Here is a 25,861-nt window from a genome sequence, read left to right as displayed (position 1 = left end):
CAAACGGCACCAGCTGATATTCATGCACGAACTCGCGTATCTCCGCCGCGGTGAATCCTGAACTAATAGACATTTCCCTGCCTCCGACTGATCGTGAACTGACTCACAACCAGCTTGACGCAGAGGGAACGCGGGACTTCCGGCCGGGCCCGAACTCCCGCGCATGGGCGCAAGTCCCGCGCATTGGCGTACGTCCCACGGAACTCGACGCAAACCACCGCATCTCCGAGCTGAGCCCCGGGCTCCAGGCCTGGGCTCAGGCACGAACGCGCGCGCAGGTGGGAGATAACCGGGACCCGCACCGCGCAAGAGTGAGCAGGGTTGTTCCGGGCCCGGGCCCGGAAAGCGGGCCCATGATCTATCGCGGGCCCAGTTTCCGGGCCCGGGCCCGGGCAGTAGGACGTGGCGGAGATACGGGAGAATGGGGTGCATGGCTACTGAATACGAACTGCCGGAGACCATGCGCGCCCTGGTCATCGACGAGACGGGCGCCCCCGAGGTGTTGCACCTGGCCGATCGGCCACTCCCCCGCCAGATCTCCGACGAGGTGCTGATCAAAGTCGTCGCCGCCGGCCTCAATCCCATCGATGCCAAGACGCGCTCCGGTAAAGGGGTCTCCGCCGCAATTGAAAGCTACCCCGCCATTCTCGGCAACGACTTCAGCGGCGTGGTCGTGCGCGCAGCATTCGAAGCTTCGCCGCTGCAGCCCGGCGACGCTGTCTACGGCATGGGCCGAGTACCACGCACCGGCGGCAGCTTCGCCGAGTACGTCTCGGTGTCAAGCATGAGCGTGGCGCACAAGCCCGCCCGGCTCAGCCACGCCGAAGCCGCCGCAGTACCCGTCGCGGCCCTCACCGCCTGGGGCATGGTCAAGCTCGCTGGAGCCGCCCCCGGACAGCGCCTCCTCGTGCACGCCGGAAGCGGTGGTGTTGGTCACTTCGCGGTGCAGTTCGCCCGCGTTCTGGGCGCTCACGTGACGGCCACCGGCTCAACCCGCAACCTCGACTTTCTGCGCGGGATTGGCGCTGACGAGGTCGTCGACTATACGACCACGCGGTTCGAAGACGTGGCTCACGACCTCGACTCGGTCATCGACCTCATCGGCAACGTGCACGACAACACCGGCACCCGATCCCTCGCCGCACTGCGCCCCGGCGGGTTGCTCGTGAATGCACCCACCGGCAGCTGGCCGACCATGGCAGCGGATGCCGCAGCAGCGGGCCGCCGCGCGACCGGTTTCAAGGTGTCCCCCGACGCGCGCGCCCTCGATGAGATTTCCGCTCTGCTCGATGCCGGAACCGTGCGGGTGCACGTGGACGCGGTGTACGAACTCGAAGACGGAGCCGCCGCGCATCGGCTGATCGAGCAGGGTCACACCCGCGGCAAGATCGTTCTGCGCGTCGCCGGGTAGTCGGGTAGCCCCGCAGTGTTGCGACCAGAGCCTCCGGTCGAATGTCTGGCGGGAGGAGAAGTCTGCGCTGCCTCTCGGGCGGCCTCGCCCCGCCACGCGCTTCCGCCGGCCCGGTGCGCGGGCAACCGGCGCATCCGGCGTTTGCGCGTCGCCACGACGAGTCCGCTCACCAGCATGTAACCGGCATAGGCGAACAGCCCGATCGCCACGGCGGGAATGATCCACGCTCTGTTCACGCCGCTGACCAGATTATTGGCATAGCCGATGTACGGAAGTGCGTACCAGAGCTTGCCTTGGATCTGCGCCGGCAGAATCAAATCAGCATCGGGCTCAGTGTTGTTGTCGCCCTTGAATTGAAACGACCGGATGCCGTCAGAATTTACCATGACCGCGACAATTCGGTGCGTGATCACGCCGGGCTGTCCCGAGTGAATTTGGTAGGTGGCGACGTCACCGATCACGAGGTCGACGGGATCGACCGGGGCGACCACGATCAGCGTGCCTGGTGGAAGCCGTGGCTCCATCGAGCTGGTCAACACCGTCAACGGCGTTGCCCCCGCGATCTTGGGCACGACGACCAGCAGGGCGAACAGCCCCACCACGAGCAGGAGGAGCGCGCCGCTGATCGCCACAGCCAGGGCGTGCCGCAGACCCGTCGGCGATGCCGGCCGGGTGGCAACCGTTCGGCTCATCCGTTGGCCACTGTCAGGGTGAATTGCTGGGAGCTCGCCGAGGAGCAGTTCTGCGTCCGGAGATCCGGCGGGCTGCTGTACGGCGACACAAAGATGCACCCCGTCTTTTTCCCATTCAGTTGGGTTTCAAATTGGAACACGCCGTTGCCCGATAAGGTGATGCTCCACTGCTGGCTGCTGTCGGTCGTGTTGCGTGTCGCCATCTCAACTGCGCCCGGGCTGGTGCGATGCCAGACCAGTGCGGGCGCTGCCTGATTCTTGGCTACGTAGTCGCCCTGGTTGACGACGTCGAACTGCCAGAGCTGCGTCGTCACCGCGTCGTTGCACGACTGCATGGTGACGGCGGCCCCGGACGTGGTGTTACCCGTGACACACAGGCCGCCGTTCTTCACTCGGTACCAGCGGGTCGACGACGGCGACAAGCTGGTCGTCGCCGACGTGGCGGATGACCTCACCGAGACATTGCCCGCGGCGTCTAATGCCTCAGCGGTGTAGCTGTAGGTCGTACCAAGCCCCAGGCCGGTGTCGGTGAAGGTCGTACCCGTGACGTCCGAACCGATTCGTATACCGTCACGGTAGACCCGGTATGCCACAACTCCGACATTGTCGCTGGCTGCGGTCCACGAGAGTGTGGCGGAAGCGTCCGAGGTCGAGGTGACGGTGAGAATTGTCGGCGCGGTTGGTGCGGTGACATCGGATACAGCTTGCGTGACGGTCACCGACGTGGTGGAGGTCTTCCAGTTCGTGCCCACTGCGGCAGTCAACGCGAGTTGGGCCGACACGTGGCCGCCGTCATACACCGCCGAGGACATCGAGGTGCGTACGCAGTGCACAACGGATGCGCTCGCTGCAAGCGAACCGGTGAGCGTCGTTCCGTTCGCCCACGTACGCACGGTCTGGGTGCCGGGCAGCGCCGTGGACGCCGTGCAATTGGCTGCAGTGGCTACCGGCCAGGTCAAGACGGTGATCGCTCCGGCGAGCGCTGTAGGCGTCGACGATGTGGAACCAAGCGTCAGGGTATACGTCGACGGAACCGGTCCATTGGTGACCGTCACCGGTTTCGTGCTCACCAGAGCATTCGCGGTGTAGGTGAAGTTCAGCTGATCGTAGCCGGATTGCGTCACGCTGATACTGCCCGAGGCCACCGAAGCCTTAAGGCTTAGCCCGGCCGTCGTCCAACCGGCGTGGGCGGCACCTGTGCCGACGAGTGCCAGAAACACCCCGGTCGCAAACGCCGCCAGCGCACGGTGGAAGCGGCGCCTCGGCTGCGCATGCGTCGAGTGGGTCACATCACACCTGCAATCCAGTAATAACAAGTCCGAAATTTGCGGCAGTTTGGTTCTGGCTGAGATGGGGAGCCGCGATACCGAGAGCCACGGATACGCAGAGCACTGCCGAGTTTCCGACGGCGAGGGCCGGTCCGACGTTGGTCGGGGCCGCAGAGGCAAAGGTACCGGTCCAGGTCGGGGTGGCGCCGGCGATGCAGGCGGCCGACGTCGTCGTGACCGACAACCCAATGGTGAGCGCCGCGGACAGTTCCGTAGTTGCCGGCGCTGTCAGACTGGTGATCTGCACGTTGAGCGGCACATTTCCGACATTCGACACGGTGACGGGGCTGAACAGGGTCAGGCCAGGATAGAGAGCGGTCACGGGCATCGACAGGGGGGTGACCGTCAGCGTGGCCGTGCCTGACTGAATGCTGGAGACCGGACCGGTCGATGCGGCGGAGCTGAGCAGAGCGTAGGTTCCGCCAGCTGCTGTCGAGGCGAGCAGGATAGCGGCGGCGAATGACAGGAGGGTCACGCCGATGGAGCGCATGGAGAACAGCCGGCTCCGGCTCCGCCCCGCATAGCGACCGACCGGAACATAAGCGTGCCGTCCTGCTGCCTGCATGTGGAACTCCGATTTGGGCGTGCAACGGATCAAGAACGGGGTCGTGCGAGTGGAAGCGACCTGGGTGCCCCCTGTCGGGTAGGGGGCACTCCAGGCCAAGCCACTAGATCTGAATGAGCGACACGGAGAGGTTGTCCAGGCTGACCGACCCCAACTTCGTATTGGCTTCGGCCGTAAAACCGGCGGCGGCGTTCTTGGGGTAGGTGATCGTGACCGTGACGGTCACGTTTTGCGCGACTCCGGCAGTCGCCGCGGTGACCGTGTACGGCGCCGAGCCAGTTGAGATTCCGGGACCGGTCGCCGTAAGAACAGCGGTCTTGGTCAGGTAGCCGGCGAGAGCCACGTCGGCTGTCCCGGAAGTCGTCCCCGTGATCGAGGCCTGCGTGAGCGCCAGCGTGGCCACGAGGTTGTCACCGGTGGCCGTGATGCTCATCGTCTTGGTATAAACGAGAATGTCGCCAGGAACAGCCTTGTACCCGGAGAGGGTTTTCGCCGTACCGTTCACCGTCCAGCTGCCAACCGTGCCGGAATCACCGACGAGCAGGTTACCGGCCACGATGGTACCGCCCGCCACGGTGGCACTCGTGTTCCACAACGCGAAGGTTCCGGCACCGCCGAGGAGCAGGGTCAATCCGGCGGCGCCGGCGATGGCACTTACGAGAAGCTTGTTCATGGGAGGAACCTTTCAAGTGATCAACTCAAGAGCGAGTGGTTCAAACATTAGAGGGGATAGACAGATAAGTCTGTCGGTCGTGAACCCCCAGATTGGGGCGGGGCCCAATCCGCATTCTGACGATGAATTAGTGGCAAACGACAAAAATTCAACGCTTTACAGCGGAATTTACGGCAATTTCAACTAAATTGACACGCGAGCGACCGCGCTGAGCATTCGCTCGTCACGTCATGGACAGAACGTTCTACCTCCGAATTGGGATACCCGCCGGCATAGTTCACAATGGAGTTTCACGAGGAGACAGCATGAGTTCACCCAGTTCCGCTCCGATTGCCGATGCCGGCACCACCCCCCACGACAGCGTCACCGAGCAACACGGCCCGGTCATCGTGTGGTTTCGCGACGACCTGAGGCTCGCCGACCACCCGGCGTTGCACGCAGCCCTCAGCAACGGGCATCCAATCGTGGCCGTCTACCTGCTCGATGAGCAATCCGCCGGCGTTCGACCACTCGGCGGTGCAGCCCGCTGGTGGCTGCACCAGAGCCTGCGCTCCCTCACCGCGGAAATAGAGTCGCTCGGTGGCCGCCTGATTCTGCGCCGCGGCGCTGCCGCTCCGATCCTTGCGAGCCTCGTCACAGAACTGGATGCCTCAGCCGTGTTGTGGAACCGCCGCTACGGCCTGGCCGAACGCACGCTCGATGCCGCGATCAAGAACGATTTGCGCGGCAACGGCGTCGCCGCCCACAGCTTCGACGGCTCCCTCCTGTTCGAACCGTGGACGATCCAGACCGGTCAGGGCGGCTCCTATTCGGTCTTCACCCCGTTCTGGCGGGCCTGCACCGCCGGCCCACCGCCGCGGTCTCCTTATCCGGCGCCGACAGCCATTCCGGGCTGGGTGGGCGACATCGCTTCCGACGATCTCGACGACTGGGCCCTCGAACCGAGCCCGGACTGGGCGGGAGGGCTACGCGCCGCCTGGCAGCCGGGTGAGGCATCCGCTCACGCCCTGCTCGGCACCTTTCTCACCGAGTCGCTCCCCCGCTACGCCACCGAACGCGATGAGCCGGCGCAAAACGCGACCTCCCGTCTGTCGCCGCACCTGCGCTGGGGCGAGATCAGTCCGCACCAGGTCTGGGCGGCCACCCAGGTGGCCCAGCGCGGCCTCACCGGGGACGCTCCAGCCAGCGCCGCCCGCTTTCTCACGGAGCTGGGCTGGCGGGAGTTCGCCTACCACGTGCTCTTTCACTCCCCCGACCTTGCAACCACGAACCTGCGTGCGGCCTTTGACGCCTTTCCGTGGCCACCGCTCGACCGCGCGGCCTTGACTGCCTGGCAGCAGGGGCGCACCGGCTTCGCCCTGGTCGATGCCGGGATGCGTGAGCTGTGGCGCACCGGAAGTATGCACAATCGGGTACGCATGGTCACCGCTTCATTCTTGATCAAGAATATGTTGGTCGATTGGCGGGAGGGCGAGCGCTGGTTCTGGGACACCCTGGTTGACGCCGATCCCGCGAGCAATCCGTTCGGCTGGCAGTGGGTGGCCGGTTCGGGGGCGGATGCCGCGCCCTATTTCCGCATTTTCAATCCGACCCTGCAGGCGGCCAAGTTCGACCCGCACGAACAGTACATTCGGGACAACGTGGCCGAATACGGCACGGATGCTTACCCCGCGCCGCTCGTGGACCTCGGCGAGACTCGCCGCGCCGCCCTGGCCGCGTATGCACGGGTGAAGAACCCACCCGCCTAACACGAAAGAACGGGCAAACAGCTGCTTCGCCCCTGTGATGATGCCGGAGCTAAAACAACCATTTGCCCGCTCTCGCGGAACCAGGCGACTACTTAGAAGAAGCGAGCGTACGCACCGACGGTGAGGAAGGTCGGAAACTCGGGCTCGAGAGCCGAGGTGCGCAGCACGGTGAGGGCGTCGTCAAAGCGGTCGGTGGGCGTGCGCTCGAGGCCGGCGACGATCTCGTCGAGCACTTCTTCGACCCAGTCGGAGTCGATCCGGCGGCCCTCGGCGGTGACCGAGTTCTCGTGGATCCACTGCCACAGCTGCGAGCGGGAGATTTCCGCGGTAGCGGCGTCTTCCATCAGGTTGTCGATTGCTGCCGCGCCAACGCCGCGCAGCCAGGACTCGATGTAGCGCAGGGAGATCAGCACGTTGCCGCGTACGCCGGCCTCCGTGATCTGGCCGCCGACCGAGGCGATGTCGAGCAGCTGGGCGGCCGTCACCTTCACCTCGGGGCGGGTGCGCTCGACCTGGTTCGGCCGGTCGCCGAGCACCTTGTCGAACTCAGCCTGCGCGGTCGGAATGAGGTCGGGGTGGGCGACCCAGGAACCGTCGAAGCCGTCGGTGGCCTCACGCTTTTTGTCGGCCGCAACCTGCGCGAGCGCCTGCTCGGTCACGGCGGGGTCGCGGCGGTTCGGAATGAATGCGCTCATACCGCCGATGGCGAAGGCGCCACGCTTGTGGCAGGTGGCAACGAGCAGTTCGGTGTAGGCCCGCATGAACGGCACCGTCATGGTGATCTGCTTGCGGTCGGGAAAGACGAAGCGGCTGCCGCGAGCACGGAACGTCTTGATGATGCTGAAGATGTAGTCCCAGCGTCCCGCGTTGAGACCGGCGCAATGGTCGCGCAGTTCGTAAAGAATTTCTTCCATCTCGAAGCCGGCCTGGATCGTCTCGATCAGCACCGTCGCGCGAACCGTGCCGTACTCGATACCGAGGCGCTCTTCGGAGTAAGTGAAGATATCGTTCCACAGACGCGCTTCCTTGTGGCTTTCCAGCTTGGCCAGGTAGAAGTACGGGCCGGTCCCGTTCTCGATGAGCTTCTTGGCATTGTGGAAGAAGTACAAGCCAAAGTCGATGAGGCTGCCCGAGGCCTTCATACGGCGGTTCGCGCGGTCAACGAAGGTGATGTGCTTTTCCACGAGGTGCCAGCCACGCGGACGCATCACGATGGTCGGCGTCGACTCGTTCGTGATCTCGTACTTCTTGCCTTCGGGACTCGTGAAGCTGAGCTGGCCACGCACCTGGTCGAACAGGGTCAGCTGGCCCTCGATCACGTTGGTCCAGGTCGGGCTGGTCGCGTCTTCCTGGTCGGCGAGCCACACCTTGGCACCCGAGTTGAGCGCGTTGATGGCCATCTTGCGGTCGGTCGGGCCGGTGATCTCGACGCGACGGTCCTCAAGGCCGGGGCCGGCTCCGGCTACGCTCCAGGTCGGGTCCTGGCGGATGCCGGCGGTTTCGCTGAGAAATTTGGGATCGCGACCGTTCGCGGCATCCACTCGCGTCTGGAGGCGGGCAGCGAGCAGGTCGTGCCGGGTGCCGGCGAAACGTTCGTGCAACTCGGCGAGAAATTCGAGTGCCTCGGGGGTGAGGATCTCGTCGTAGCGATCGCCGAGCGGGCCGGTGACCTCGAGGTGCGGGCGGATGGTAGCGAAGCTGCCGGTCGTCGTCTTCACGGTTTCGGAGTTGACCGCCTGATCGAGGGTCGGGTTCGGGGTGTTCATGGTCTGGCTCCTTGCGAAAGTTGATGGTACCGACAGGGGGCGATCCGCATCTGCGGTTCGCCCGATCTCAGGCGAGGGGGTTGTGCTGTCGTGCGCCGGCCGAATGGATGATCGCGAGGGTAGATGCGAGCTTCATTCGACGGTCAGTGCTTGCCTGTGTTCTAACTCTGCCCGCTCGGGGAGTCGCCTAACCACAATCCTTATGCAGAAGAAACCCGGTTCTTCTGATTGCCGAAACTTTTACAATCTGCGACACTGAGGGCATGGTCCCCGCAGAAGCCCTCGCCGCACTGTCGTCACTCAGCATCGACGAACCCGAGCTTGACGCGCTCACCCTGGGACGTCGAATTCGGGAGCTACGCACCCACCGTCGCATGACGCTGGATGCCCTCGCCGCTGCCATCGACCGCGCGCCTTCACAGGTGTCGATGATGGAAAACGGCAAGCGCGAACCGCGCCTCTCCATGCTGCGCACCATCGCTCTGGCGCTCGGCACCACCGTGGAAGAGCTGATGCGCACGGATGCCCCCTCCGAGCGCGCCGCCCTGGAAATTTCGGTGGAACGGGCCCAACGTGGACCGGTGTTCCAGGCCCTTGGCCTTCCACGCATCCGGGTCAGCAAGGGCCAGAGCGATGAAACGCTGCAGACCATCTTGAGCCTGCACAACGAAATTGATCGACTCAACCGAGAACGCGCCGCCACCCCGGAGGAGGCCCGCCGGGCCAACTCCGCCCTGCGCCAGATCATGCGGCAGCAGGACAACTATTTTCCCGAGTTGGAGGCGCAAGCCCTCGAACTGCTCACCACGGTCGGGCACTCGGGCGGTCCGGTATCGCAGCAGCTGATTGCCGACATGGCCACCCACCTGGGTTTTTCCCTGCACTACGTGAATGACTTGCCGCACTCCACCCGATCGGTCACCGACAAGCGCAACGGCCGCATCTATCTGCCGACCGAACGATCGGCGTCGCGAGATTCCCGCTCACCGATCGTGCAAGCCTTCGCCAGTTACCTCTGCGCGCACGAAGAGCCGAAAAATTATGCGGAATTTCTGCGCCAGCGGGTCGAAACCAACTACCTCACCGCTGCGATCCTGGTGCCCGAGCGTGACGCGGTGCGCATGCTGACCGAAGCCAAGACGCTACGACGCATCTCGATGGAAGACCTCCGCGATGCGTTCGCAGTCTCCTACGAGACCGCCGCACACCGCTTCACCAACCTCGCCACGGCGCGGCTGGACATTCCGGTGCACTTTATGAAGGTGCACGAATCGGGAACGATCATTAAGGCGTATGAAAACGACAACGTGCGTTTTCCCAGCGACGCCCTCGGCGCGGTCGAGGGCACCACGGTCTGCCGCAGTTGGACAGCCCGCACCGTGTTCGACGTTGAAGACCGCTTCAGCGCCTGGTACCAGTACACCGATATGCCGGCCGGAAGTTTCTGGTGTACCTCCCGCATTGAGAAGGCCAAGGAGGGCGAGTACTCGGTGAGTGTCGGCGTGCCCTTCGCGCATGTGAAATGGTTTCGGGGCCGAGAGACGCAGAACCGCGCCGTCTCACTCTGTCCCGACGAATCCTGCTGCCGCCGCGCACCCGACAAACTGGCCGGCCGCTGGGCCGGGCAGTCTTGGCCGGCCGCGCGCACCCCGACGAGCCTGCTCGCGGCGCTGCCCACCGGCACTTTCCCCGGCGTCGACCAGACCGAGGTGTACGAGTTTCTCGAGGCCCATTCGCCGCACTGACTCAGGTGGCCGCGACAAGCTGATGCCACGCCGTGCCCGCTACCGCCGGTGCGTTTCGTGGCGTACAAGTCGGGCAATTTCGCATCCGTTATATAAGAAACAAACCGGTACGTTGTTGGCAATAATTTTCGCTAATATTGTTATCACGCGCTAGGCCAATGAACATATTGTCCCGGCGCGGCACCATGCACAAGATACTGCCGGTCGGCTCGATCCACGCACCACCGGCTGTATCGCCCTACTGAAATGCGAGCCGACCATGCGTGACGCTCGTGATATATTGCGGTCCCTGAAGCGTGTTCTGCGCGTCTTCCTGCCGTCGGCGCAGGTAGCGGCCAGTGAACCGCTCGTCCCGAGTGAACCTGCCGTGTCGGCCGAAACGACTGCCCCGCTGCCCTCGCACTGGTTTCGTTCGGCAGCATTGCTAGACGTACGCGGGCTCAAAGTCTCTGCTTCCGAGCTCGCAACATCCCCCCTAATCGTCAATGGTGTTTCCCTCTCAATCACCCGCGGCGAAGCCGTCGGCCTCGTCGGCGATTCCGACTCCGGCGCCCTCGAGATAGCCCAGTGCATCGCCGGCGTACTGCCGGCCCCGGCCATGATCCGGTCCGGATCGATTCTGTTCAACGGCGCCGAATTAGCCGGGCTGCCACAATGGCCGTCGTCCCGACGGCGTGAATCACAGATTGCCTACCTACCGCGCGATCCGATCGGCAGTCTCGACCCGACCGTCACAGCGGGAGTCCAGCTGGCGGCCCGACTGCGGTCGTCCCTTTCCTTGTCCAAGCCGGCCGCCAACGAACGTTCCGTCGAGTTGCTGCGCCAAGCGGGCGTCGAAGATCCGCTCCACGCGATGACCGTGTACCCGCGCGCCATGTCGGCGGCCCTGGCCCAACGCGTGCACATTGCCTATGCCCTCGCCGATAGTCCTCACCTGCTCGTGGCGGACAACCCGACGGAGTCCCTGGACGAGTCGGACAGCTCCGACGTTCTTGATCTGCTGCGCCAGTTGCCACGCGAGCGAGATTTGACGATGATCATCGTCACCAGTTCCGTCAGCGTTGCCGCGCTGATCTGCCATCGCGTCGCGGTGGTGAGCGACGGTTCGGTCGTGGAATACGCGTCGGTCAGTGATCTCTTCGGCTCTCCCAAGCATCCGTATACCCGCGCGCTCCTGAATGCGGCCGAGGGTGACTGGCCTGACCGGCCGGCATTGTAGATTGAGGGCATGGAGGCACACAACGGAGGGGGCGCTCGCGATGCGATCTTCGCGCAGCTGCACGATGCCGGCCGCACCGAGCAGGTGACGGCCCGGCTCACCGACGCCATCATTCTGGGCGTTCTCGCCCCGGACGAACGATTGCCGAGCGAATCCGATCTGGCGCGCCGCTTTGGCGTGGCGCTCATCACGGTGCGCGAGGGCCTCGCTGTGCTGCGCGACGCCGGCCTGATTGAAACCCGGCGCGGGCGCGGCGGCGGTAGTTTCGTCATGAAAGCGGATGCCCCGCACAGCACGCTCGTGCAGGCCCGGCTCCACGGTCTCGCGCAGGTCGACCTGTCAGACACGGCCGACTACTTCGCCACCATCGTTGAGGGCTGCGTTCAGCGGGCCGCCGTGCGCGCCTCACAGCCCGATTCCGACCGCCTCGACCGCTGGCTGAATCGTGCTGACTTCTCAACGGTCGCCGGCGCCCGAACCAACGCCGGCGGTTTCTACCTCGAGCTGGCAATACTCAGCCAGTCCGCACAATTGGTGCGTGAACTCATTCGATTGCAGGCCGAGTTCGGCCCACTCTTGCTGCTGGGTATGACAGATCCTGACGCTCGCCAGTCACTCCTCGACAGCAACCGGGCGATTGCCGGAGCCGTGCGCGCCAATGACGGGGCATCCGCTCGGCAGCTCGCGACCGAGCAGGTGCGCGGGCTGGCCGAATGGCTGTTGAACGCGAAAGCAAGAATCGAACGGGGCGGAGCCGTGAATGACTGACACCATATCCGACTGCGCCGCCGCAGTGAGCGCCTTTTTCGCCGATGCCTTTGCCGAGCTTGATGGGTGGCGAAACGACCTCTCCGGAGGGGAACCCGCAGTGCGGCCGACAGACCTCGATGCCCACGTGGAGGGGCTCGTAGTTCCGGCCCTGACCGGTACCAGCCCGCTTTTTGTCGGCGCCGGATTCATCGCGGCACCCGGATACGTGCGGGGCCGGGACATCCACTTCGCTTGGTGGCTCGGTCCGCAGACCGGAAACCCGCTGCTCGGCAGCAGCAGCAGTGCCACGCGTCTCGACCTCGCCACCCGCGCCTATACCGACTACGTGCGCGATTTTCGCACCCTGGAGTGGTATCAGGTGCCGCAATCCACCAATCAGACGCACGTCACCGGCCCCTACGTCGATCATCTCTGCACCTGCGAATACATTTTCACGTTGACGATGCCGGTGCGCATCGACGCCGACACACCGATGGTGGGCGTCGTCGGCGCGGATGTCTCGGTGCGCCGGCTCGAGACCGCCGTGCTTCCCCTCTTTCTCGCGGCCGATCGGCCACTCGCCCTGGTCAACGCTGTTGACCGGGTGGTGCTCTCCACGGAGCCGACCGTGCAGGTCGGCCAGCTCGCCCCGCATTCCGGCAACTGGTTGGAATGCACCGGCCTGCCGTTTCGAGTTCTCGTTGGACCGGACCCGCTGCCTCGTCTTTAATCATCCGTTGCTATATCTTTGACGAACCAGAGTTTGCATCGGCGCCGGTTTCCTGAGCGCCCGACCAGTGAAGGATAAAGCCTATGACCAGCTACGCAGTCATCAACCCGGCCACCGGGGAGACAGTGAAGACCTACGCCACAATCTCGGATGCCGAGCTCACCACCGCGATCGCCGGCGCAGACGACGCCCACACCTGGTCACGCTCCATCAGCGTCGACGAGCGCGCGGCACTCGTGCGCCGCGTGGCCGAACTGCACCTCGAGCGCCGCCAGGAGCTTGCCGATATCATCGTGCGCGAAATGGGTAAGCCCATGGAGCAGGCCCTCGGCGAGGTCGATTTCAGCGCCGACATCTACGCCTACTACGCCGACAACGCGACGGACCTGCTCAAGGACGAAACCATCAACCTGCTCGCCGGCGAGGGTTCGGCGCTCCTCCGTCGCAGCTCGCTCGGCGTACTGCTCGGCATCATGCCATGGAACTTCCCGTACTACCAGGTTGCCCGTTTCGCCGGACCGAACCTGATCATCGGCAACACCATCCTGCTCAAGCACGCCGAGCAGTGCCCCGAATCGGCCGCCGCGATCGCGCAGATCATGCTCGACGCCGGTTTCCCCGCGGGGGCATACACGAACCTCTACGCGTCCCATGATCAGATCGCCACCGTCATCGCCGACAAGCGCGTGCAGGGGGTCTCGCTCACCGGTTCGGAGCGCGCCGGAGCGGCGATTGCCGAGATCGCCGGGCGCAACCTGAAGAAGGTCGTACTCGAGCTCGGCGGCTCAGACCCGTTCATTCTGCTCTCCACCGACGACCTGGATGAGACCGTCGGCGCCGCCGTTGCTGCCCGCCTCGACAACAATGGCCAGGCCTGCAACGCCGCCAAGCGCTTCATCGTCATCGAGGAGCTGTACCAGCCGTTCCTCGACAAGTTCACCGCGGCAATCGCCGCCGTCGAGCTGGGCGACCCCACCAAGGACGGCACCGGACTCGGGCCGCTGTCCTCGAAAAAGGCCACCGAAACTCTCACCGAGCAGGTTGCGCGCGCCGTGGCTCAGGGGGCCACCCTCGTCACCGGCGGAACCTCAGAGGGCAACTTCTACGCCGGCACCGTGCTCACTGATGTCGAGCCCGACTCCGACGCCTTCCACGAAGAATTCTTCGGCCCGGTCGCACAGATTTTCAGCGTCCCCGACGAGGCCGCCGCAGTCGCTCTGGCCAACAACACCCCGTTCGGCCTGGGCTCCTACGTCTTCACCACCGACCCAGAGCAGGCGCTGCGCGTGGCCGACGGCATTGAGGCCGGCATGGTCTTCATCAACCTGGTCGGTGCCGACGGTGCCGAGCTGCCCTTCGGTGGCGTCAAGAGGTCCGGCTCGGGGCGCGAACTGGGCCGTTTCGGCGCCGACGAATTCGTCAACAAGAAGATGATCCGCATCGGCTAACCTGGCCGCTGCCGCTTTCGAGCCTGTCGAACCCCGCCGCCGTGCGGGTTTCGGCAGGCTCGGCGCGTTAAGGAGCCTGAAAACCTGCAACTGACCGGCACTCCAGTGGCGCACCGAAATCAATCATCCGGTTCTATAGCTTTAGTTGCCGGCATCCGCTAGGTTTGTGCACACACCTCAAGGTGTACCCGCCCTCAGGGCGTTTCGTTCGGATTGAAAGGCAGTCATGTCCGTAGAGGCCTCTCCCCAAAAGGGCATCGGCGATGGCGACCACCTCAAGGTGCTCGGCTACGACGACTCGTTCCATCGCTCCATGTCGTTGTGGTCCAACTTCGCGCTCGGATTCACCTACTTGTCTCCGCTTGTAGGCGTGTACTCGCTGTTCGCCCTGGCGATGAGCACCGGTGGTCCACCCTCGCTGTTCTGGCTGTTCATTGTGGGCACCGGCCAGTTGCTCGTTGCCCTGGTGTTCGGCGAGGTCGTATCGCAGTACCCGATCGCCGGCGGTATCTACCCGTGGACGCGGCGGCTGTGGGGCAAGCGGTATGCGTGGATGGCAGCCTGGGTCTATATCTGGGCGATGCTCGTCACCATTACCGCCGTCGCCGAATTCGGAACCGGGTTTCTGGCCAGCCTGATCAATGCTCCGGTCACCAAAGAGATCACCCTGGGCCTGACCGTCGCGTTTCTGGTGGCCGCCTTCGCGCTCAACTTTTCCGGGACCAAGATGCTGGCACGCGTGGCCCGCATCGGGCTCGCCGCCGAGCTCATCGGCGTCGTGGCTGTCGGACTGTACCTACTCATCTTTCAACGACACCAAGAGTTCAGCGTGTTCTTCAACTCCCTGGGCGTGCAGGGAAACGGCAGCTACGCCACAGCTTTTCTCGGCGCTGCCCTCACCGGACTGTTTCTCTTCTACGGTTTCGAGGCCTGCGGCGATGTCGCCGAGGAAGTAGAAAACCCGGCTCGCGGCATTCCCCGCGCCATGATTTTGACGATTTTCGTCGGAGGCATCTCGGCCCTTCTCTCGTTCAGCGGGTACGTAATGGCCGCACCGAACCTTCAGGAGATCGTCGACGGGGTCGACACTGACCCCATCCCGGCGATTCTGGACGCCGCGCTCGGTCCGATCGGCGCCAAGATCTTTCTCGTCGTGGCCCTCACCGCTTTCCTGTCGTGTGTACTCAGTCTCCAGGCCGCAGCCAGTCGCCTGCTGTTCTCTTTCGCTCGTGACGGCATGCTCCCCGGGCACAAGTGGCTCGCCAAGGTATCATCGCGCACCGCAGTACCGATCAATGCGCTGATCGTGGCCTGCTCGATTCCGGTGGTACTCGCCCTCGTTATCTACGTCGGCAGCGACGAAGTCTTGACCCAGATCACTTCCTTTGCCGTGCTGGGCATCTACGTGGCCTTCCAATCCGTGGTGCTCGCCGCCCTGCGGCAGCGTATCAAGGGGTGGAAACCGGCCGGACCGTTCAGCCTCGGCCGCGCCGGCTTCGCCGTGAACGTGGTCGCCCTGGCCTACGGCGTCTTCGCTATGGTCCTTCTTGCGATTCCGGGATCCAGCGGAAAGTTCTTCAGCGACTTCATCGTACTCATCGGCCTTGTGGTCGTCGGTGGCAGCGGCTTGTTGTATCTGTTCGTCGCGAAGCCGGACCGTTTGTCCACGGCACCCGCTGGCGATGCCATCGAGGTCGCCGCGCTGCTCCGGGCGCACCCCGACCACTAGTACCGACCGGGCGAGTCAGCTCCCGGCATCCGCTTAAAGCAAAGCAGGGCCCGTCCGAAGACGGGCCCTGCTTTGTTCTAGCGAATGCTTAGATGCTGTTCACATCGAGCTGGATGCCAGGACCGAAGGTGGTCGAGACGACGCCCTTCGTGATGTAGCGGCCCTTGGACGAGCTCGGCTTGAGACGAACAACCTCTTCGAGCGCTGCGGAGATGTTCTCGTTCAGCTGCTCGACGGAGAAGGATGCCTTGCCAACGACGAAGTGCACGTTGGAGTGCTTGTCAACGCGGAACTCGATCTTTCCGCCCTTGATGTCGGAAACGGCCTTGGCGACGTCGGGCGTCACGGTTCCGGTCTTCGGGTTCGGCATGAGGCCACGCGGGCCGAGTACCTTTCCGAGACGACCGACCTTACCCATGAGCTCGGGGGTCGACACGGCGGAGTCGAACGAGGTGTAACCAGCGGCTACCTTCTCGATGAGCTCGTCGCCACCAACCTCGTCGGCGCCAGCTGCGATAGCGGCTTCGGCGGCGGGGCCGGTTGCGAAGACGATAACGCGGGCGGTGCGTCCGGTGCCGTGCGGGAGGATGACGGTTCCACGAACCATCTGGTCGGCCTTGCGGGGGTCGACTCCGAGGCGGAGGGCGACCTCAACCGTGGAGTTGAACTTCGCGGAGCCGGTCTCCTTGGCCAGGGCCACGGCCTCAGCGGGGGTGAAGACGTTGTCTTCGCCGATTTTCGCGGCGGAGGCGCGGTACGCCTTTGACTTGGTTGCCATGTTAAATCTCCTGTATGTACTTCAGAGTGTGGTGCGAGCCTGGCAGGCTCTTCCACTAACTGCTAAGGGTGCGCGGCGCCGTGTGACGCCGAAACGGGGTGTGCTTAGGCGCTGACCGTAACGCCCATGGAGCGGGCGGTTCCGGCGATGATCTTTGCGGCGGCTTCGATGTCGTTGGCGTTGAGGTCAACCATCTTCGCTTCGGCAATCTCGCGGATCTGGGCCTGCGTCAGGGTGGCAACCTTGACGGTGTGCGGGGTCCCGCTGCCCTTGGCGACGCCGGCGGCCTTCTTGATGAGCTCCGCAGCGGGCGGGGTCTTCAGGATGAACGTGAACGAGCGGTCGTCGTAGACGGTGATCTCAACGGGGATGACGTTGCCACGCTGGGCTTCGGTCGCTGCGTTGTAGGCCTTGCAGAATTCCATGATGTTAACGCCGTGCTGACCCAGTGCCGGCCCGATGGGCGGTGCGGGGTTGGCTGCGCCGGCCTTGATCTGAAGTTTGATCAGACCTGTAACCTTCTTCTTCGGTGCCATTGTGTTGTCCTTCGTATTGGTGTGCGAGCAGCCCGCAGGCCGCTCTCCCGGTGGCCCGGATGGGCCCCGGTGGTTTGGGAGTACCAGTGTGAATGACCCTCGCGGGGCATCCGTTCTACTGGTGAGAGATTGCTGGGTTAGAGCTTGGTGACCTGATCGAAGCTGAGCTCGACCGGAGTCTCACGCTCGAACAGGGAGACGAGCACGATGAGCTTGCCGCTCTCCGGCTTGATCTCGCTGATCGAACCGGGCAGGCCCGCGAACGAACCCTCCTTGATCGTGATGGTCTCGCCGATTTCGTAGTCAACCTCGGCAGCAATGACGCGCTGCGCCGACTTTCCGGGGGCGCCGCCGGCCTTGGTCGGGGCTTCGACGATTTCGACGAGTCCCTTGAGCATGCCGAAGGCCTCTTCGAAGCGCAGCGGGGTGGGGTTGTGAGCGTTACCGACGAACCCGGTCACACCGGGAGTGTGGCGAACAACCGACCAGCTGTCTTCGTCGAGATCCATGCGCACGAGCACGTAGCCCGGGATGCGCACGCGGGTGACCATCTTGCGCTGGCCGTTCTTGATCTCAACGACGTCTTCCATGGGTACTTCGCACTGGTAGATGAAGTCTTCCATCGCCATCGACTGCTTGCGGTTCTCAATGTTCGACTTCACGCGACGCTCGAAGCCGGCGTAGGAGTGGATGACATACCACTTGCCCGGCAGAAAACGCAGTTCCTTGCGGAACGCTTCGTAGGGGTCAACCTCGACGTCAGCATCCGCTTCGGCCTCGGCGGTGACCAGCTCGTCTTCGTCTTCAACGGCTTCGACGGAGGCATCGGCTTCTTCAGCCGAATCAATGTCGAGGGCGTCGTCGACGACGGAGTCAGCTTCGGGATCGGTGGACTCGGCGAGGGCGTCGAGTGCGGCGTCGAGGTTGACCTCAACATCGTCATTCTCGTCGACGACGTGCAGGGCAACCTGCTCGGCAGCCTCTACGGAATCTTCGTCGGCAGCGAGGGTGTTGCCCTCCTGGGCTTCGTCGTCCTCGGAGGACTGCTCGGCGGCAGTGGCCCAGTCGACATCGTCGTGCTTCGTCTCAGTCACTAAATCTCAATCCCTAATTTTTGTACCGGTGCAAGTTGTGGGCACGTTTCCGTGCCGGTGATGCAGGCGTTTCGCCAAAGCGGATGCCGGTGTTGCTCGTTAGCCCGGCGTTCCGAACACATACAGAACGGCGAGGCCGAAGACCCAGTCAAATGCCGACACGATGACCATCATGATGATCACGAACACGAGCACGACGCCGGTGTAGCTCAGCAGCTCTTTACGAGTCGGGGTGACGACCTTGCGGAGCTCGGCAAAAACCTGCTTGATAAACAGGGACAACCGAGCGAAAGGACCGCGATTGGACTCGCGGGCCGTCCGTGCGTTCGCGACGACTTCCTCACTAGGTTCGTCGACAACTTTTCGGGCCACCTGTTACACCTCTCATGGTCGGCAGACTTCTACCGATGTGCAGGGCGGACAGGACTCGAACCTGCAACCTGCGGTTTTGGAGACCGCTGCTCTACCAATTGAGCCACCACCCTATGGAAGCAAACCCGCCACACTCCCAACACCTTCGACCAAAAGAAAAGATTGGAAATAGGCGCAAAAAAGCATGGCAGAATTCAACTACCTTGAACCAGTCTAGGTCACTCACCGGCCACTGTAAAGCTGAGACAGTTCCGCCCGGCGAACGAGCCCGGTGCCTCCCTGCCAGCTTGGCATAAGTTCCCCCGCAATCGCACCGTTAGCCCCACCTCCTTTCCCCGCGCGGGTCGGGTAGCTAAACTCAACGTGTGACTCACGAACTCAAGCGAATCTCTACTCGGATCGGCTCTATTGCAGAGTCGGCGACCCTCAAGGTTGACGGCAAGGCCAAGGCGCTGCAGGCAGCCGGCCGACCGGTAATCAGCTTCGCGGCGGGTGAACCTGATTTTCAAACGCCCGAGCACATCGTGGAGGCGGCGTTGGCCGCCGTGCGCGACCCGAAGAACTACCGGTACACCCCGGCGGCTGGACTGCCCGAGTTGCGCGAGGCCATCGCGGCCAAGACCCTGCGCGACAGCGGGCTGAAGGTGGCGCCGAGCCAGGTCGTGGTGACCAATGGTGGCAAGCAAGCGGTGTACGAAGCATTCGCCACTCTGCTCGATCCCGGCGACGAAGTTATCGTGCCGACCCCGTACTGGACCACGTACCCCGAGGCCATTCGCCTGGCCGGTGGCGTGCAGGTCGATGTCTTCGCCGGAAGCGATCAGGACTACCTCGTGACTGTCGAGCAGTTGGAGGCAGCGCGCACTCCGCGCAGCAAGGTGCTGCTGTTCGTCTCACCCTCCAACCCCACCGGCGCGGTCTACTCGCCGGAGCAGACCCGGGCCATCGGCCAATGGGCTGAGGACAACGGCCTCTGGGTCATTTCCGACGAGATCTACCAGAACCTGACCTATGACGGCGTGCGGGCCGTCTCGATCGTCGAAGCTGTACCGGCACTTGCTGACCGCACCATTTTGGTCAACGGCGTGGCGAAGACCTACGCCATGACCGGGTGGCGACTGGGCTGGATGGTGGGCCCCGCCGACGCCATCAAGGCGGCGGCAAACCTGCAATCACACCTCTCCTCGAACGTGTCGAATATCTCGCAGCGCGCCGGAATAGCGGCGCTGAACGGCCCGCAGGACGCCGCCGAGGACATGCGCGTGGCCTTTGACCGCCGCCGCAAGCTGATTGTCGCCGAGTTGAATAAGATTCCCGGCGTCGTGACCCCCACCCCACAGGGTGCCTTCTACGTCTACCCCGACGTGACTGGACTGCTGGGCCGCGAGTGGCGCGGGGTCACCCCCACGACCTCGCTCGAACTGGCCGACCTCATTCTCGACCAGGTCGAAGTGGCAGCTGTTCCCGGTGAGGCGTTCGGGCCCAGCGGGTTCCTACGCTTGTCGTATGCCCTCGGAGACGAGGCCCTGCTCGAAGGCATTCAGCGCCTGCAGCGCCTGTTCGCCTAGCGGCCTTCCACCGGCTTGGTGTGCTGCGCGGGATTTCCGCCAGTACGCGGGAGTTGCGCCTCCCGCGTACTGGCGCAGCTCCCGCGCGCCGCGAAATCGAGGATCCGGGCATGGCGGTGGTGCGGTGCGCGCAGGAGTGGGAGTCTGGAGCCATGACATCCACTCTCCCCATCGTGCAGGTGCGCGACCTGCAGAAGACCTATGGCAGCGTCGAGGCCGTGCGTGGCGTCAGTTTCTCCATTGCCGCCGGCGAGACCTTTGCCCTGCTCGGTCCCAATGGCGCCGGCAAGAGCACCACGATTGAGATTCTCGAGGGCTACCGCGCTCGCACCGGCGGCGAGGTGAGCGTGCTCGGGGTCGATCCGCACCGCGGCGGCCTCGATTGGAAAGCCCGCCTCGGCATCGTGTTACAGACCAGTGGCGAGAGCGGCAACGTGACCGTTACCGAGCAGTTGCGCCACTTCGCCGGGTTTTATCCCAATCCTCGCGACGTTGACGAGGTCATCGACGCAGCCGGCCTGCGGGAGAAGGCCACGACCCGCATCAGCAAGCTCTCGGGCGGGCAGCGCCGACGAGTGGATGTTGCGCTCGGTATCATCGGACGCCCCGAGCTGTTGTTTCTCGACGAACCGACCACCGGTTTCGATCCGGAGGCCCGGCATCAGTTTTGGGATCTCATCCGCGGGCTCAAGGCTGACGGCACGACTATCCTCCTGACCACCCACTACCTCGACGAGGCGGCGCAGCTCGGCGACCGCGCCGGGATCATTGCCGGCGGGAAGCTCATCGATATCGGCGCCATCGATGAGCTCGGCGGCGCCACCGCGCGAGTACCGTTCGTGCGCTGGAGAGATTGCAACGGCACGCTTCGCCAAGAACGCACCAGCAATCCCGGGCAGCTCGTCGCCGAACTCGTCGCGGGTTTGAACGGTGCCGAACCTGCAGACCTCGAAGTGATCCGGCCAAGCCTCGAAGACGTGTACCTGTCGCTGGTGCGCGGCGCTGAGGCGGCGGTACCGGGCGAGGCTGCGGCATCCACTCGCACGGGCCGCCATGTCTCCTCCATCCTCGCCGATCAGGACCTGACAGCATGAGTGCAACGATCCCGGGCATTCGGCCGGCCGCGAAGTCACCGAGCACGCTCGCGCTCGGCCTGTCTCGCATCGGCTACGAAACCCGAATGTACTTTCGTTCCCCGGACACCGTGTTTTTCACGTTTCTTTTTCCCTTTCTCATGCTCGGCATCTTCACGGCGGCTTTCAGCGCGGGCGGCAACCTGGGTACCAATCCCGATGGAACGGGAGGTGTGAGCGTCGGCGCGTACTACCTGCCCGGAATGCTCGCGGCCGGCATGTTGCTGTCGGGGGTGCAAAACCTGGCGATGGATATCGCCGGAGAAAAGAGCGACGGAACACTCAAACGGCTCGGAGGAACTCCGCTGTCGCCGATCGGCTACTTCATCGGCAAGATCGGCCAGGTCTTTGTGACCGCCGTTCTGCAGGCCGTGCTGCTGCTGCTCGTCGCTCGATTCGCGCTCGGTATCGACCTGCCCGCGTTTGGCGAGCGGTGGGTGGTGTTCGCCTGGGTGTTTCTGCTCGGCGTCATCACCTCAGCGTTTGTGGGCATCGCACTCTCGGCTGTCCCGCGATCGGGCAAGAGTGCCACCGCCGTGGTGATTCCCATCGTGCTCGTGCTGCAGTTCATCTCGGGCGTCTACCTGCAATTTGGCATGCTCCCCACCTGGATGCAGAATTTCGCCAGTGTATTTCCGTTGAAGTGGATGGCGCAGGGCATGCGCAGCGTTTTTCTACCCGATTCTTTCGCTGTCGCCGAGCAGAACGGCGTGTGGGATCTCCCCTGGGTCGCCGCCGCACTAGGTATCTGGCTCGTGGTCGGGCTTCTGCTCAGCCTGATGACGTTTCGGTGGATTCGCCGCGACGCCTGAGACTGTGCTGACGCCCGGCTAGAGGAGTTTGCGTTCCAACGCCCAGGCGGTCAATTCGTGACGACTCGACAGCTGCAGCTTTCGCAGCACTGAGGAGACATGCGTTTCCACGGTTTTGACCGCGATGAACAGGGTGCTGGATACCTCTTTGTAGCTGTAGCCGCGCGCGATCAGGCGCATGACCTCGGTTTCGCGGGCGGAGAGCCGATCGAGTTCCTCGGTCGTCTCTGCCGTCTCGCCGGCGACGGCGCCGAAGGCATCGAGCACAAACCCGGCCAGCCGTGGCGAGAATACCGCGTCGCCCTCGGCGACGCGGCGAGCCGCGTCGGATACCTCGGCCCCGGAGGCGCTCTTGGTGATGTACCCGCGGGCACCGGCCCGAATGACGTTCACCACATCGTCAGCAGCATCGGAGACACTCAGCGCCAGAAACAGGGTGCGCGCAGCGAGGGGCGCGGCTTCGCGAATGACCTCGGCGCCACCGCCGCCGCGCCCACCGGGCAGGTGCACGTCGAGCAGCACGACGCGCGGCTGCAGGGCGATCACCTGCAGGATCGCCGCATCGACCGTCGCCGCCTCGCCGAGCACATTGATGTCGTCGTCGAGTTCGGCACGCAGCCCCGAGCGAAAGATGGAATGGTCGTCGACGATGAGCACGCTCAGCGCCGCAAACCCTGCGGATGCGGGCGGTGCGGCAGGTGACTGAGCGCGCTCGCCGTTATCGCTGAGGTCGGGAGTGGTCATTGCACGCTCGTTTCGGAATGGTGCTGATCGGTCGATGTGGTGCCGGGCGATGGCACGGTCGCTGCTGCTGGCACGGTTAACAGAATCTCCGTGCCGGTACCGCCCGGACCGGGACGCACCGCGGCGTTTCCGCCGGCCCGACGCATCCGCCCGAGGATGGATTCGCGCACGCCCAGCCGGTCTGCGGGAATCTGGTCGAGCAGAAAACCAGGGCCACGGTCGGTGATGCTCAGTTCGACGCCGCGTGCACCGGTCTCCAGATAGACCGACACCGCTCCCCCCGCGTGCCGGGCCGCATTGAGCATGGCTTCCCGGGCGGCGGCGACGAGAGCTTCCGGGGCCTCCGCGTCGTTCGGGTTCACCCCGGAGCCCACCCCGGCGCCCACCGTCACCACCTCGAAATGCACCGCAAAGTCTTCTTCGATTTCGCCGGCAATGCGGCGCAGCGCGGCGCCCAGGTCGGTTGCCGGTTCGCCGCTACCGCCCCGCGTTCCGGTGAACAGCCATTCCCGCAATTCACGCTCCTGCGCCCGGGCCAGCCGCGCGGCGTCGCTGTGCGGTCCGGCTTTCTGCTGGATAAGGGCGAGGGTCTGCAGCACCGAGTCGTGCAGGTGCGCGGCGATGTCGGCTCGCTCGGCTTCACGGGCTCGCGCGGTCCGTTCATCGGCGAGGTCGCTCCACAATCGCAGCAGCCACGGCGCCGTCACCACGGCGACGCCGAGCAGAACGGATGCTGCCGCGAGGATGACCGTCCACGCGTTCGGGTTGGTGCCGGTCACGAAAAAAAGCAGAATCCCCACGGCAACGAGCAGGAGCGCCGCCAGGATGCGCGCGACCAGCGCTGAGGATTGCTGGGCCGCGCCACTGCGAATGTCGGCGAACTGGTGCCAGGCCAGCGCGGTTCCAGCCAGAACCACGATGGCGGGAACGACCACCGCGAGCGGAATATCGGCGCCGAGGCGGCTCGCTACGAGGGCACTCCCGGCAGCCAACAGTGCCAGACCGAGCAAAATTTCGGTGACCGGCGCGGCTCGGGCCGAGGCAGCATCCGCTCGTGAAGTGGGGGCGGCGGGAGAAGTCGGCCCAGTCGTGCCCGGCGCCGCCAGGAATGAGGCGACGCCAGACCTCGCGAGGCTCAACTTGGGCAACGGGTCGGCCACCACCTGGCGCTCAGCACTCGGTACGGTCGCCCACAACCAGATATAGAGCAAGACGCCGAACCCGCCGCACAGGCTCAGCAACACGGTGACCAACCGCACCGCGGGGAGGGGAATGCCGGTGTGCTCGGCGAAACCCGCACACACTCCGCCAACGAGGCGGAGCCGGGGACGGGCCATCCGTTCGGTTCTCACGTGTTCATCCAAGCACGCCCCACCGAGATCTGCGGTTTCACCGCCAGCAATCAGGGTTCAATCAGGGTCATCCCCCATGGCAGCGGTTTCGGCGCCCTGTCAGACTCGGATCATGACCGATACACCGAGGGCAGAAGCTCCGCACCAACCACAGCGTCCCGACCAGATCACCCGGTTCTTCGACTGGATTCGCGGCAGCGGCCTGAATCGTGACGGTGACCGCTGGATCGCGGGAGTCTGCGGTGGCATCGCCGCCCGCATCGGGCTCGACCCCCTCATTGTGCGGGGCATCGTTGTCGTGATCGCGATCCTCGGCGGCCCCGCCGTCTTCGCCTACGCCGTCGGCTGGGCCCTCATGCCGCGCGGCGCTGGCCGCATCTACGCTGAAGAGGCAATCCGCGGGCGGTTCGAGCCCGCTATGGTCGCCATCGGCGCGGTGCTCCTGTTCACCGCCGTGCCGCTCTTCAGCGGATTCTGGTGGGACGGTCCGAGCGGATTGTGGGCATTCTCTGGCTGGCTTGGCGGCATCTTCTCGCTCGGCTGGGGTCTGGCCATTACCGCCGGTGTCATCTGGCTGGTCGTATTCCTGGTGCGCCGCGCACAGAATCATCGCCCGACACCCCCCGCTGGCCCAGGATCCGGTGCCGGTGCCGGCCCGACCGGCCCATTCGGCCCGGGCAGCGTCTACGACCCCCGGCCGTTTACCGGTGCCCCAACGAGCTCCCCGGCGTCGTCATCGACGCCGTCCGCATCGCGTTCTGCGAGCGGCACATCGCCGACCGGCAGTTCGATGGCCGGCGCGACCGATGCCGCACAGGTCGGCGCACCCGTCGACGAACCGCGCGGTGCAGCGTCGGGCGAACAGTTCGGCGCACAGTTCGCCGCCACAACCCATCCGCCCACGGCGCCCTACTCCAGCGAATCGGCCAGGAACCTCCGCGTGGAGCAGAATCGGGCCTGGCAGGAACAGAACCGGGCGCGCCAGGCCGACCGCCGCGCCCGGATCCGGGCCCGGCGTCCCGGTGCCGGCTACAGCGCCATCGTTCTCGGCCTGGCCTGGGTCACCGGCGCCGTTGCTGCCGGGGTCTACTCAAACGGCTCCTGGTCGCAGGGCGCGGTGATTCTCGGTGTCGCCGTCGCGCTCGGGGTGCTGGCTCTGGGCATCGTGATCGCCGGTATCCGCGGGCGCACCGACGGCGCCATGGGCGGGTTCGCCTTTGCCGCAGCCATCACACTCGTGGTCCTGGGCGTTTTTCCGCAGGGCACCCAATTCACCGCGGTCGGATCCAACGTGTGGGCGCTCAGCGCGAACTCCGAAATGGTGAACCCGGCCACAAGCTACGCCATGGTCGCCGGGCAGACCACGCTCGACCTGAGCGACTTCGATAACCCCGGGCTGCAGAACGACCGCGTCATCGACGTCTGGCTCGGGGCCGGCGAGACTCGATTGATCCTGCCAGCGGATGCCCCCGTGCGCGTCGAAACGCACGCCCTGGTCGGCGGCGTGGAGTATTCCGGTCGCGCCGTTGCCACCGAAAACAGCGAGCACACCGGTCTGTTCGCCTCCGATCAACGCACCTTCAACGCGAGCAGTCGCAGTGCCGGACCGCTTTTGCGGATCTGGACCTTCGCCGGCGTCGTCGTGCTCGCTTCCTCCACCGACTAGGA

Annotated in this window: 23 protein-coding genes and 1 tRNA gene; 12 read left to right on the top strand and 12 right to left on the bottom strand. The window is 64.6% G+C overall.

Annotation, left to right across the window (positions count from 1 at the left end; genetic code table 11):
• Positions 1 to 430: 430 nt before the first annotated feature.
• Complete coding sequence (locus tag QMK22_RS16590) at positions 431 to 1,411, top strand: NADP-dependent oxidoreductase (RefSeq protein ID WP_283498756.1); 981 nt, start codon at positions 431 to 433, stop codon at positions 1,409 to 1,411.
• Here the strand turns inward: QMK22_RS16590 and QMK22_RS16585 are convergent.
• The 4 genes from QMK22_RS16585 to QMK22_RS16570 all read right to left on the bottom strand — a co-directional run bounded on the left by QMK22_RS16585 (position 1,372) and on the right by QMK22_RS16570 (position 4,669).
• Entirely contained in the window at positions 1,372 to 2,103 is a 732-nt protein-coding gene (locus QMK22_RS16585; protein WP_283498755.1) for a signal peptidase I, read from the bottom strand. The two genes, QMK22_RS16590 and QMK22_RS16585, sit on opposite strands and share 40 nt — an antisense overlap.
• Positions 2,100 to 3,392, bottom strand: a complete 1,293-nt coding sequence (locus tag QMK22_RS16580; protein WP_283498754.1) for a ricin-type beta-trefoil lectin domain protein — start codon at positions 3,390 to 3,392, stop codon at positions 2,100 to 2,102. The genes QMK22_RS16585 and QMK22_RS16580 overlap by 4 nt, the downstream gene beginning before the upstream one ends.
• A gap of 1 nt (position 3,393) precedes the next feature.
• Positions 3,394 to 3,996, bottom strand: a complete 603-nt coding sequence (locus tag QMK22_RS16575; protein ID WP_283498753.1) for a hypothetical protein — start codon at positions 3,994 to 3,996, stop codon at positions 3,394 to 3,396.
• A gap of 103 nt (positions 3,997 to 4,099) precedes the next feature.
• Positions 4,100 to 4,669, bottom strand: a complete 570-nt coding sequence (locus QMK22_RS16570; RefSeq protein WP_283498752.1) for an alternate-type signal peptide domain-containing protein — start codon at positions 4,667 to 4,669, stop codon at positions 4,100 to 4,102.
• Positions 4,670 to 4,974: 305 nt separating this feature from the next.
• On the opposite strand from QMK22_RS16570, the gene QMK22_RS16565 reads away from it, so the two are divergent.
• A complete protein-coding gene (locus QMK22_RS16565; protein WP_283498751.1) occupies positions 4,975 to 6,417 on the top strand; it encodes a cryptochrome/photolyase family protein in 1,443 nt (480 codons plus the stop codon).
• A 92-nt stretch (positions 6,418 to 6,509) separates the two neighbouring features.
• On the opposite strand, the gene aceB is transcribed toward QMK22_RS16565, so the two are convergent.
• Positions 6,510 to 8,183 (bottom strand): malate synthase A, encoded by a 1,674-nt coding sequence (aceB, locus tag QMK22_RS16560; RefSeq protein WP_283498750.1) that lies wholly within the window; start codon positions 8,181 to 8,183, stop codon positions 6,510 to 6,512.
• A 263-nt stretch (positions 8,184 to 8,446) separates the two neighbouring features.
• On the opposite strand from aceB, the gene QMK22_RS16555 reads away from it, so the two are divergent.
• The 6 genes from QMK22_RS16555 to QMK22_RS16530 all read left to right on the top strand — a co-directional run bounded on the left by QMK22_RS16555 (position 8,447) and on the right by QMK22_RS16530 (position 15,804).
• Positions 8,447 to 9,928, top strand: coding sequence for a helix-turn-helix transcriptional regulator (locus QMK22_RS16555; RefSeq protein ID WP_283498749.1), 1,482 nt, complete (start codon positions 8,447 to 8,449; stop codon positions 9,926 to 9,928).
• Between the two features lie 259 nt (positions 9,929 to 10,187).
• Complete coding sequence (locus tag QMK22_RS16550) at positions 10,188 to 11,147, top strand: ATP-binding cassette domain-containing protein (RefSeq protein ID WP_283498748.1); 960 nt, start codon at positions 10,188 to 10,190, stop codon at positions 11,145 to 11,147.
• Positions 11,148 to 11,156: 9 nt separating this feature from the next.
• The gene (locus tag QMK22_RS16545; protein ID WP_283498747.1) at positions 11,157 to 11,915 is read left to right on the top strand and encodes a FadR/GntR family transcriptional regulator; all 759 of its coding nucleotides are present in this window, start codon (positions 11,157 to 11,159) and stop codon (positions 11,913 to 11,915) included.
• Positions 11,908 to 12,627: a cache domain-containing protein gene (locus tag QMK22_RS16540; protein ID WP_283498746.1), complete on the top strand. Its 720-nt coding sequence runs from the start codon at positions 11,908 to 11,910 to the stop codon at positions 12,625 to 12,627. Before QMK22_RS16545 ends, QMK22_RS16540 begins: the two co-directional genes overlap by 8 nt.
• An 83-nt stretch (positions 12,628 to 12,710) precedes the next feature.
• Positions 12,711 to 14,075, top strand: coding sequence for an NAD-dependent succinate-semialdehyde dehydrogenase (locus QMK22_RS16535; protein WP_283498745.1), 1,365 nt, complete (start codon positions 12,711 to 12,713; stop codon positions 14,073 to 14,075).
• Positions 14,076 to 14,301: 226 nt separating this feature from the next.
• Entirely contained in the window at positions 14,302 to 15,804 is a 1,503-nt protein-coding gene (locus QMK22_RS16530; RefSeq protein ID WP_283498744.1) for an APC family permease, read from the top strand.
• A gap of 88 nt (positions 15,805 to 15,892) precedes the next feature.
• Here the strand turns inward: QMK22_RS16530 and rplA are convergent, their stop codons facing one another.
• The 5 genes from rplA to QMK22_RS16505 all read right to left on the bottom strand — a co-directional run bounded on the left by rplA (position 15,893) and on the right by QMK22_RS16505 (position 18,697).
• Positions 15,893 to 16,582, bottom strand: coding sequence for a 50S ribosomal protein L1 (gene rplA, locus QMK22_RS16525; RefSeq protein WP_104192468.1), 690 nt, complete (start codon positions 16,580 to 16,582; stop codon positions 15,893 to 15,895).
• Between the two features lie 104 nt (positions 16,583 to 16,686).
• On the bottom strand, positions 16,687 to 17,118 hold the full coding sequence (gene rplK / locus QMK22_RS16520; protein WP_283498743.1) for a 50S ribosomal protein L11: 432 nt from the start codon (positions 17,116 to 17,118) through the stop codon (positions 16,687 to 16,689).
• 137 nt (positions 17,119 to 17,255) lie between these two features.
• Positions 17,256 to 18,212, bottom strand: a complete 957-nt coding sequence (gene nusG, locus QMK22_RS16515; RefSeq protein ID WP_283498742.1) for a transcription termination/antitermination protein NusG — start codon at positions 18,210 to 18,212, stop codon at positions 17,256 to 17,258.
• Between the two features lie 99 nt (positions 18,213 to 18,311).
• A complete protein-coding gene (secE, locus tag QMK22_RS16510) occupies positions 18,312 to 18,584 on the bottom strand; it encodes a preprotein translocase subunit SecE (protein WP_283498741.1) in 273 nt (90 codons plus the stop codon).
• A 40-nt stretch (positions 18,585 to 18,624) separates the two neighbouring features.
• A tRNA-Trp gene (locus tag QMK22_RS16505) sits at positions 18,625 to 18,697 on the bottom strand.
• A gap of 252 nt (positions 18,698 to 18,949) precedes the next feature.
• Between QMK22_RS16505 and QMK22_RS16500 the strand changes: the two genes are divergently transcribed.
• The 3 genes from QMK22_RS16500 (at position 18,950) to QMK22_RS16490 (ending at position 22,097) form a co-directional block, all read left to right on the top strand.
• On the top strand, positions 18,950 to 20,152 hold the full coding sequence (locus tag QMK22_RS16500) for a pyridoxal phosphate-dependent aminotransferase (protein ID WP_283498740.1): 1,203 nt from the start codon (positions 18,950 to 18,952) through the stop codon (positions 20,150 to 20,152).
• A gap of 152 nt (positions 20,153 to 20,304) precedes the next feature.
• The gene (locus tag QMK22_RS16495; RefSeq protein WP_283498739.1) at positions 20,305 to 21,246 is read left to right on the top strand and encodes an ABC transporter ATP-binding protein; all 942 of its coding nucleotides are present in this window, start codon (positions 20,305 to 20,307) and stop codon (positions 21,244 to 21,246) included.
• A complete protein-coding gene (locus QMK22_RS16490; protein WP_283498738.1) occupies positions 21,243 to 22,097 on the top strand; it encodes an ABC transporter permease in 855 nt (284 codons plus the stop codon). Before QMK22_RS16495 ends, QMK22_RS16490 begins: the two co-directional genes overlap by 4 nt.
• Positions 22,098 to 22,115: 18 nt before the next feature.
• Here the strand turns inward: QMK22_RS16490 and QMK22_RS16485 are convergent, their stop codons facing one another.
• Together QMK22_RS16485 and QMK22_RS16480 are read right to left on the bottom strand one after the other, a co-directional pair.
• Positions 22,116 to 22,841, bottom strand: coding sequence for a LuxR C-terminal-related transcriptional regulator (locus QMK22_RS16485; RefSeq protein WP_283498737.1), 726 nt, complete (start codon positions 22,839 to 22,841; stop codon positions 22,116 to 22,118).
• Positions 22,838 to 24,193: an ATP-binding protein gene (locus QMK22_RS16480; RefSeq protein ID WP_283498736.1), complete on the bottom strand. Its 1,356-nt coding sequence runs from the start codon at positions 24,191 to 24,193 to the stop codon at positions 22,838 to 22,840. Before QMK22_RS16480 ends, QMK22_RS16485 begins: the two co-directional genes overlap by 4 nt.
• A 112-nt stretch (positions 24,194 to 24,305) precedes the next feature.
• On the opposite strand from QMK22_RS16480, the gene QMK22_RS16475 reads away from it, so the two are divergent.
• Positions 24,306 to 25,859: a PspC domain-containing protein gene (locus QMK22_RS16475; protein ID WP_283498735.1), complete on the top strand. Its 1,554-nt coding sequence runs from the start codon at positions 24,306 to 24,308 to the stop codon at positions 25,857 to 25,859.
• Positions 25,860 to 25,861: the final 2 nt, after the last annotated feature.

The organism is Cryobacterium sp. PH29-G1 (assembly GCF_030063365.1).
GTDB lineage: Bacteria > Actinomycetota > Actinomycetes > Actinomycetales > Microbacteriaceae > Cryobacterium.
The sequence above is the reverse complement of the archived record's forward strand: the minus strand, read 5'-3'. Positions and strand labels throughout refer to the sequence as shown.

Excerpts from the sequence above, each read along its gene's own strand:
- QMK22_RS16590 (WP_283498756.1), top strand. The coding sequence starts at position 431 with ATGGCTACTGAATACGAACTGCCGGAGACCATGCGCGCCCTGGTCATC.
- QMK22_RS16585 (WP_283498755.1), bottom strand. The coding sequence starts at position 2,103 with ATGAGCCGAACGGTTGCCACCCGGCCGGCATCGCCGACGGGTCTGCGG.
- QMK22_RS16575 (WP_283498753.1), bottom strand. The coding sequence starts at position 3,996 with ATGCAGGCAGCAGGACGGCACGCTTATGTTCCGGTCGGTCGCTATGCG.
- QMK22_RS16570 (WP_283498752.1), bottom strand. The coding sequence starts at position 4,669 with ATGAACAAGCTTCTCGTAAGTGCCATCGCCGGCGCCGCCGGATTGACC.
- QMK22_RS16565 (WP_283498751.1), top strand. The coding sequence starts at position 4,975 with ATGAGTTCACCCAGTTCCGCTCCGATTGCCGATGCCGGCACCACCCCC.
- aceB (WP_283498750.1), bottom strand. The coding sequence starts at position 8,183 with ATGAACACCCCGAACCCGACCCTCGATCAGGCGGTCAACTCCGAAACC.
- QMK22_RS16555 (WP_283498749.1), top strand. The coding sequence starts at position 8,447 with ATGGTCCCCGCAGAAGCCCTCGCCGCACTGTCGTCACTCAGCATCGAC.
- QMK22_RS16550 (WP_283498748.1), top strand. The coding sequence starts at position 10,188 with ATGCGTGACGCTCGTGATATATTGCGGTCCCTGAAGCGTGTTCTGCGC.
- QMK22_RS16545 (WP_283498747.1), top strand. The coding sequence starts at position 11,157 with ATGGAGGCACACAACGGAGGGGGCGCTCGCGATGCGATCTTCGCGCAG.
- QMK22_RS16540 (WP_283498746.1), top strand. The coding sequence starts at position 11,908 with ATGACTGACACCATATCCGACTGCGCCGCCGCAGTGAGCGCCTTTTTC.
- QMK22_RS16535 (WP_283498745.1), top strand. The coding sequence starts at position 12,711 with ATGACCAGCTACGCAGTCATCAACCCGGCCACCGGGGAGACAGTGAAG.
- QMK22_RS16530 (WP_283498744.1), top strand. The coding sequence starts at position 14,302 with ATGTCCGTAGAGGCCTCTCCCCAAAAGGGCATCGGCGATGGCGACCAC.
- rplA (WP_104192468.1), bottom strand. The coding sequence starts at position 16,582 with ATGGCAACCAAGTCAAAGGCGTACCGCGCCTCCGCCGCGAAAATCGGC.
- rplK (WP_283498743.1), bottom strand. The coding sequence starts at position 17,118 with ATGGCACCGAAGAAGAAGGTTACAGGTCTGATCAAACTTCAGATCAAG.
- QMK22_RS16495 (WP_283498739.1), top strand. The coding sequence starts at position 20,305 with ATGACATCCACTCTCCCCATCGTGCAGGTGCGCGACCTGCAGAAGACC.
- QMK22_RS16490 (WP_283498738.1), top strand. The coding sequence starts at position 21,243 with ATGAGTGCAACGATCCCGGGCATTCGGCCGGCCGCGAAGTCACCGAGC.
- QMK22_RS16485 (WP_283498737.1), bottom strand. The coding sequence starts at position 22,841 with ATGACCACTCCCGACCTCAGCGATAACGGCGAGCGCGCTCAGTCACCT.
- QMK22_RS16475 (WP_283498735.1), top strand. The coding sequence starts at position 24,306 with ATGACCGATACACCGAGGGCAGAAGCTCCGCACCAACCACAGCGTCCC.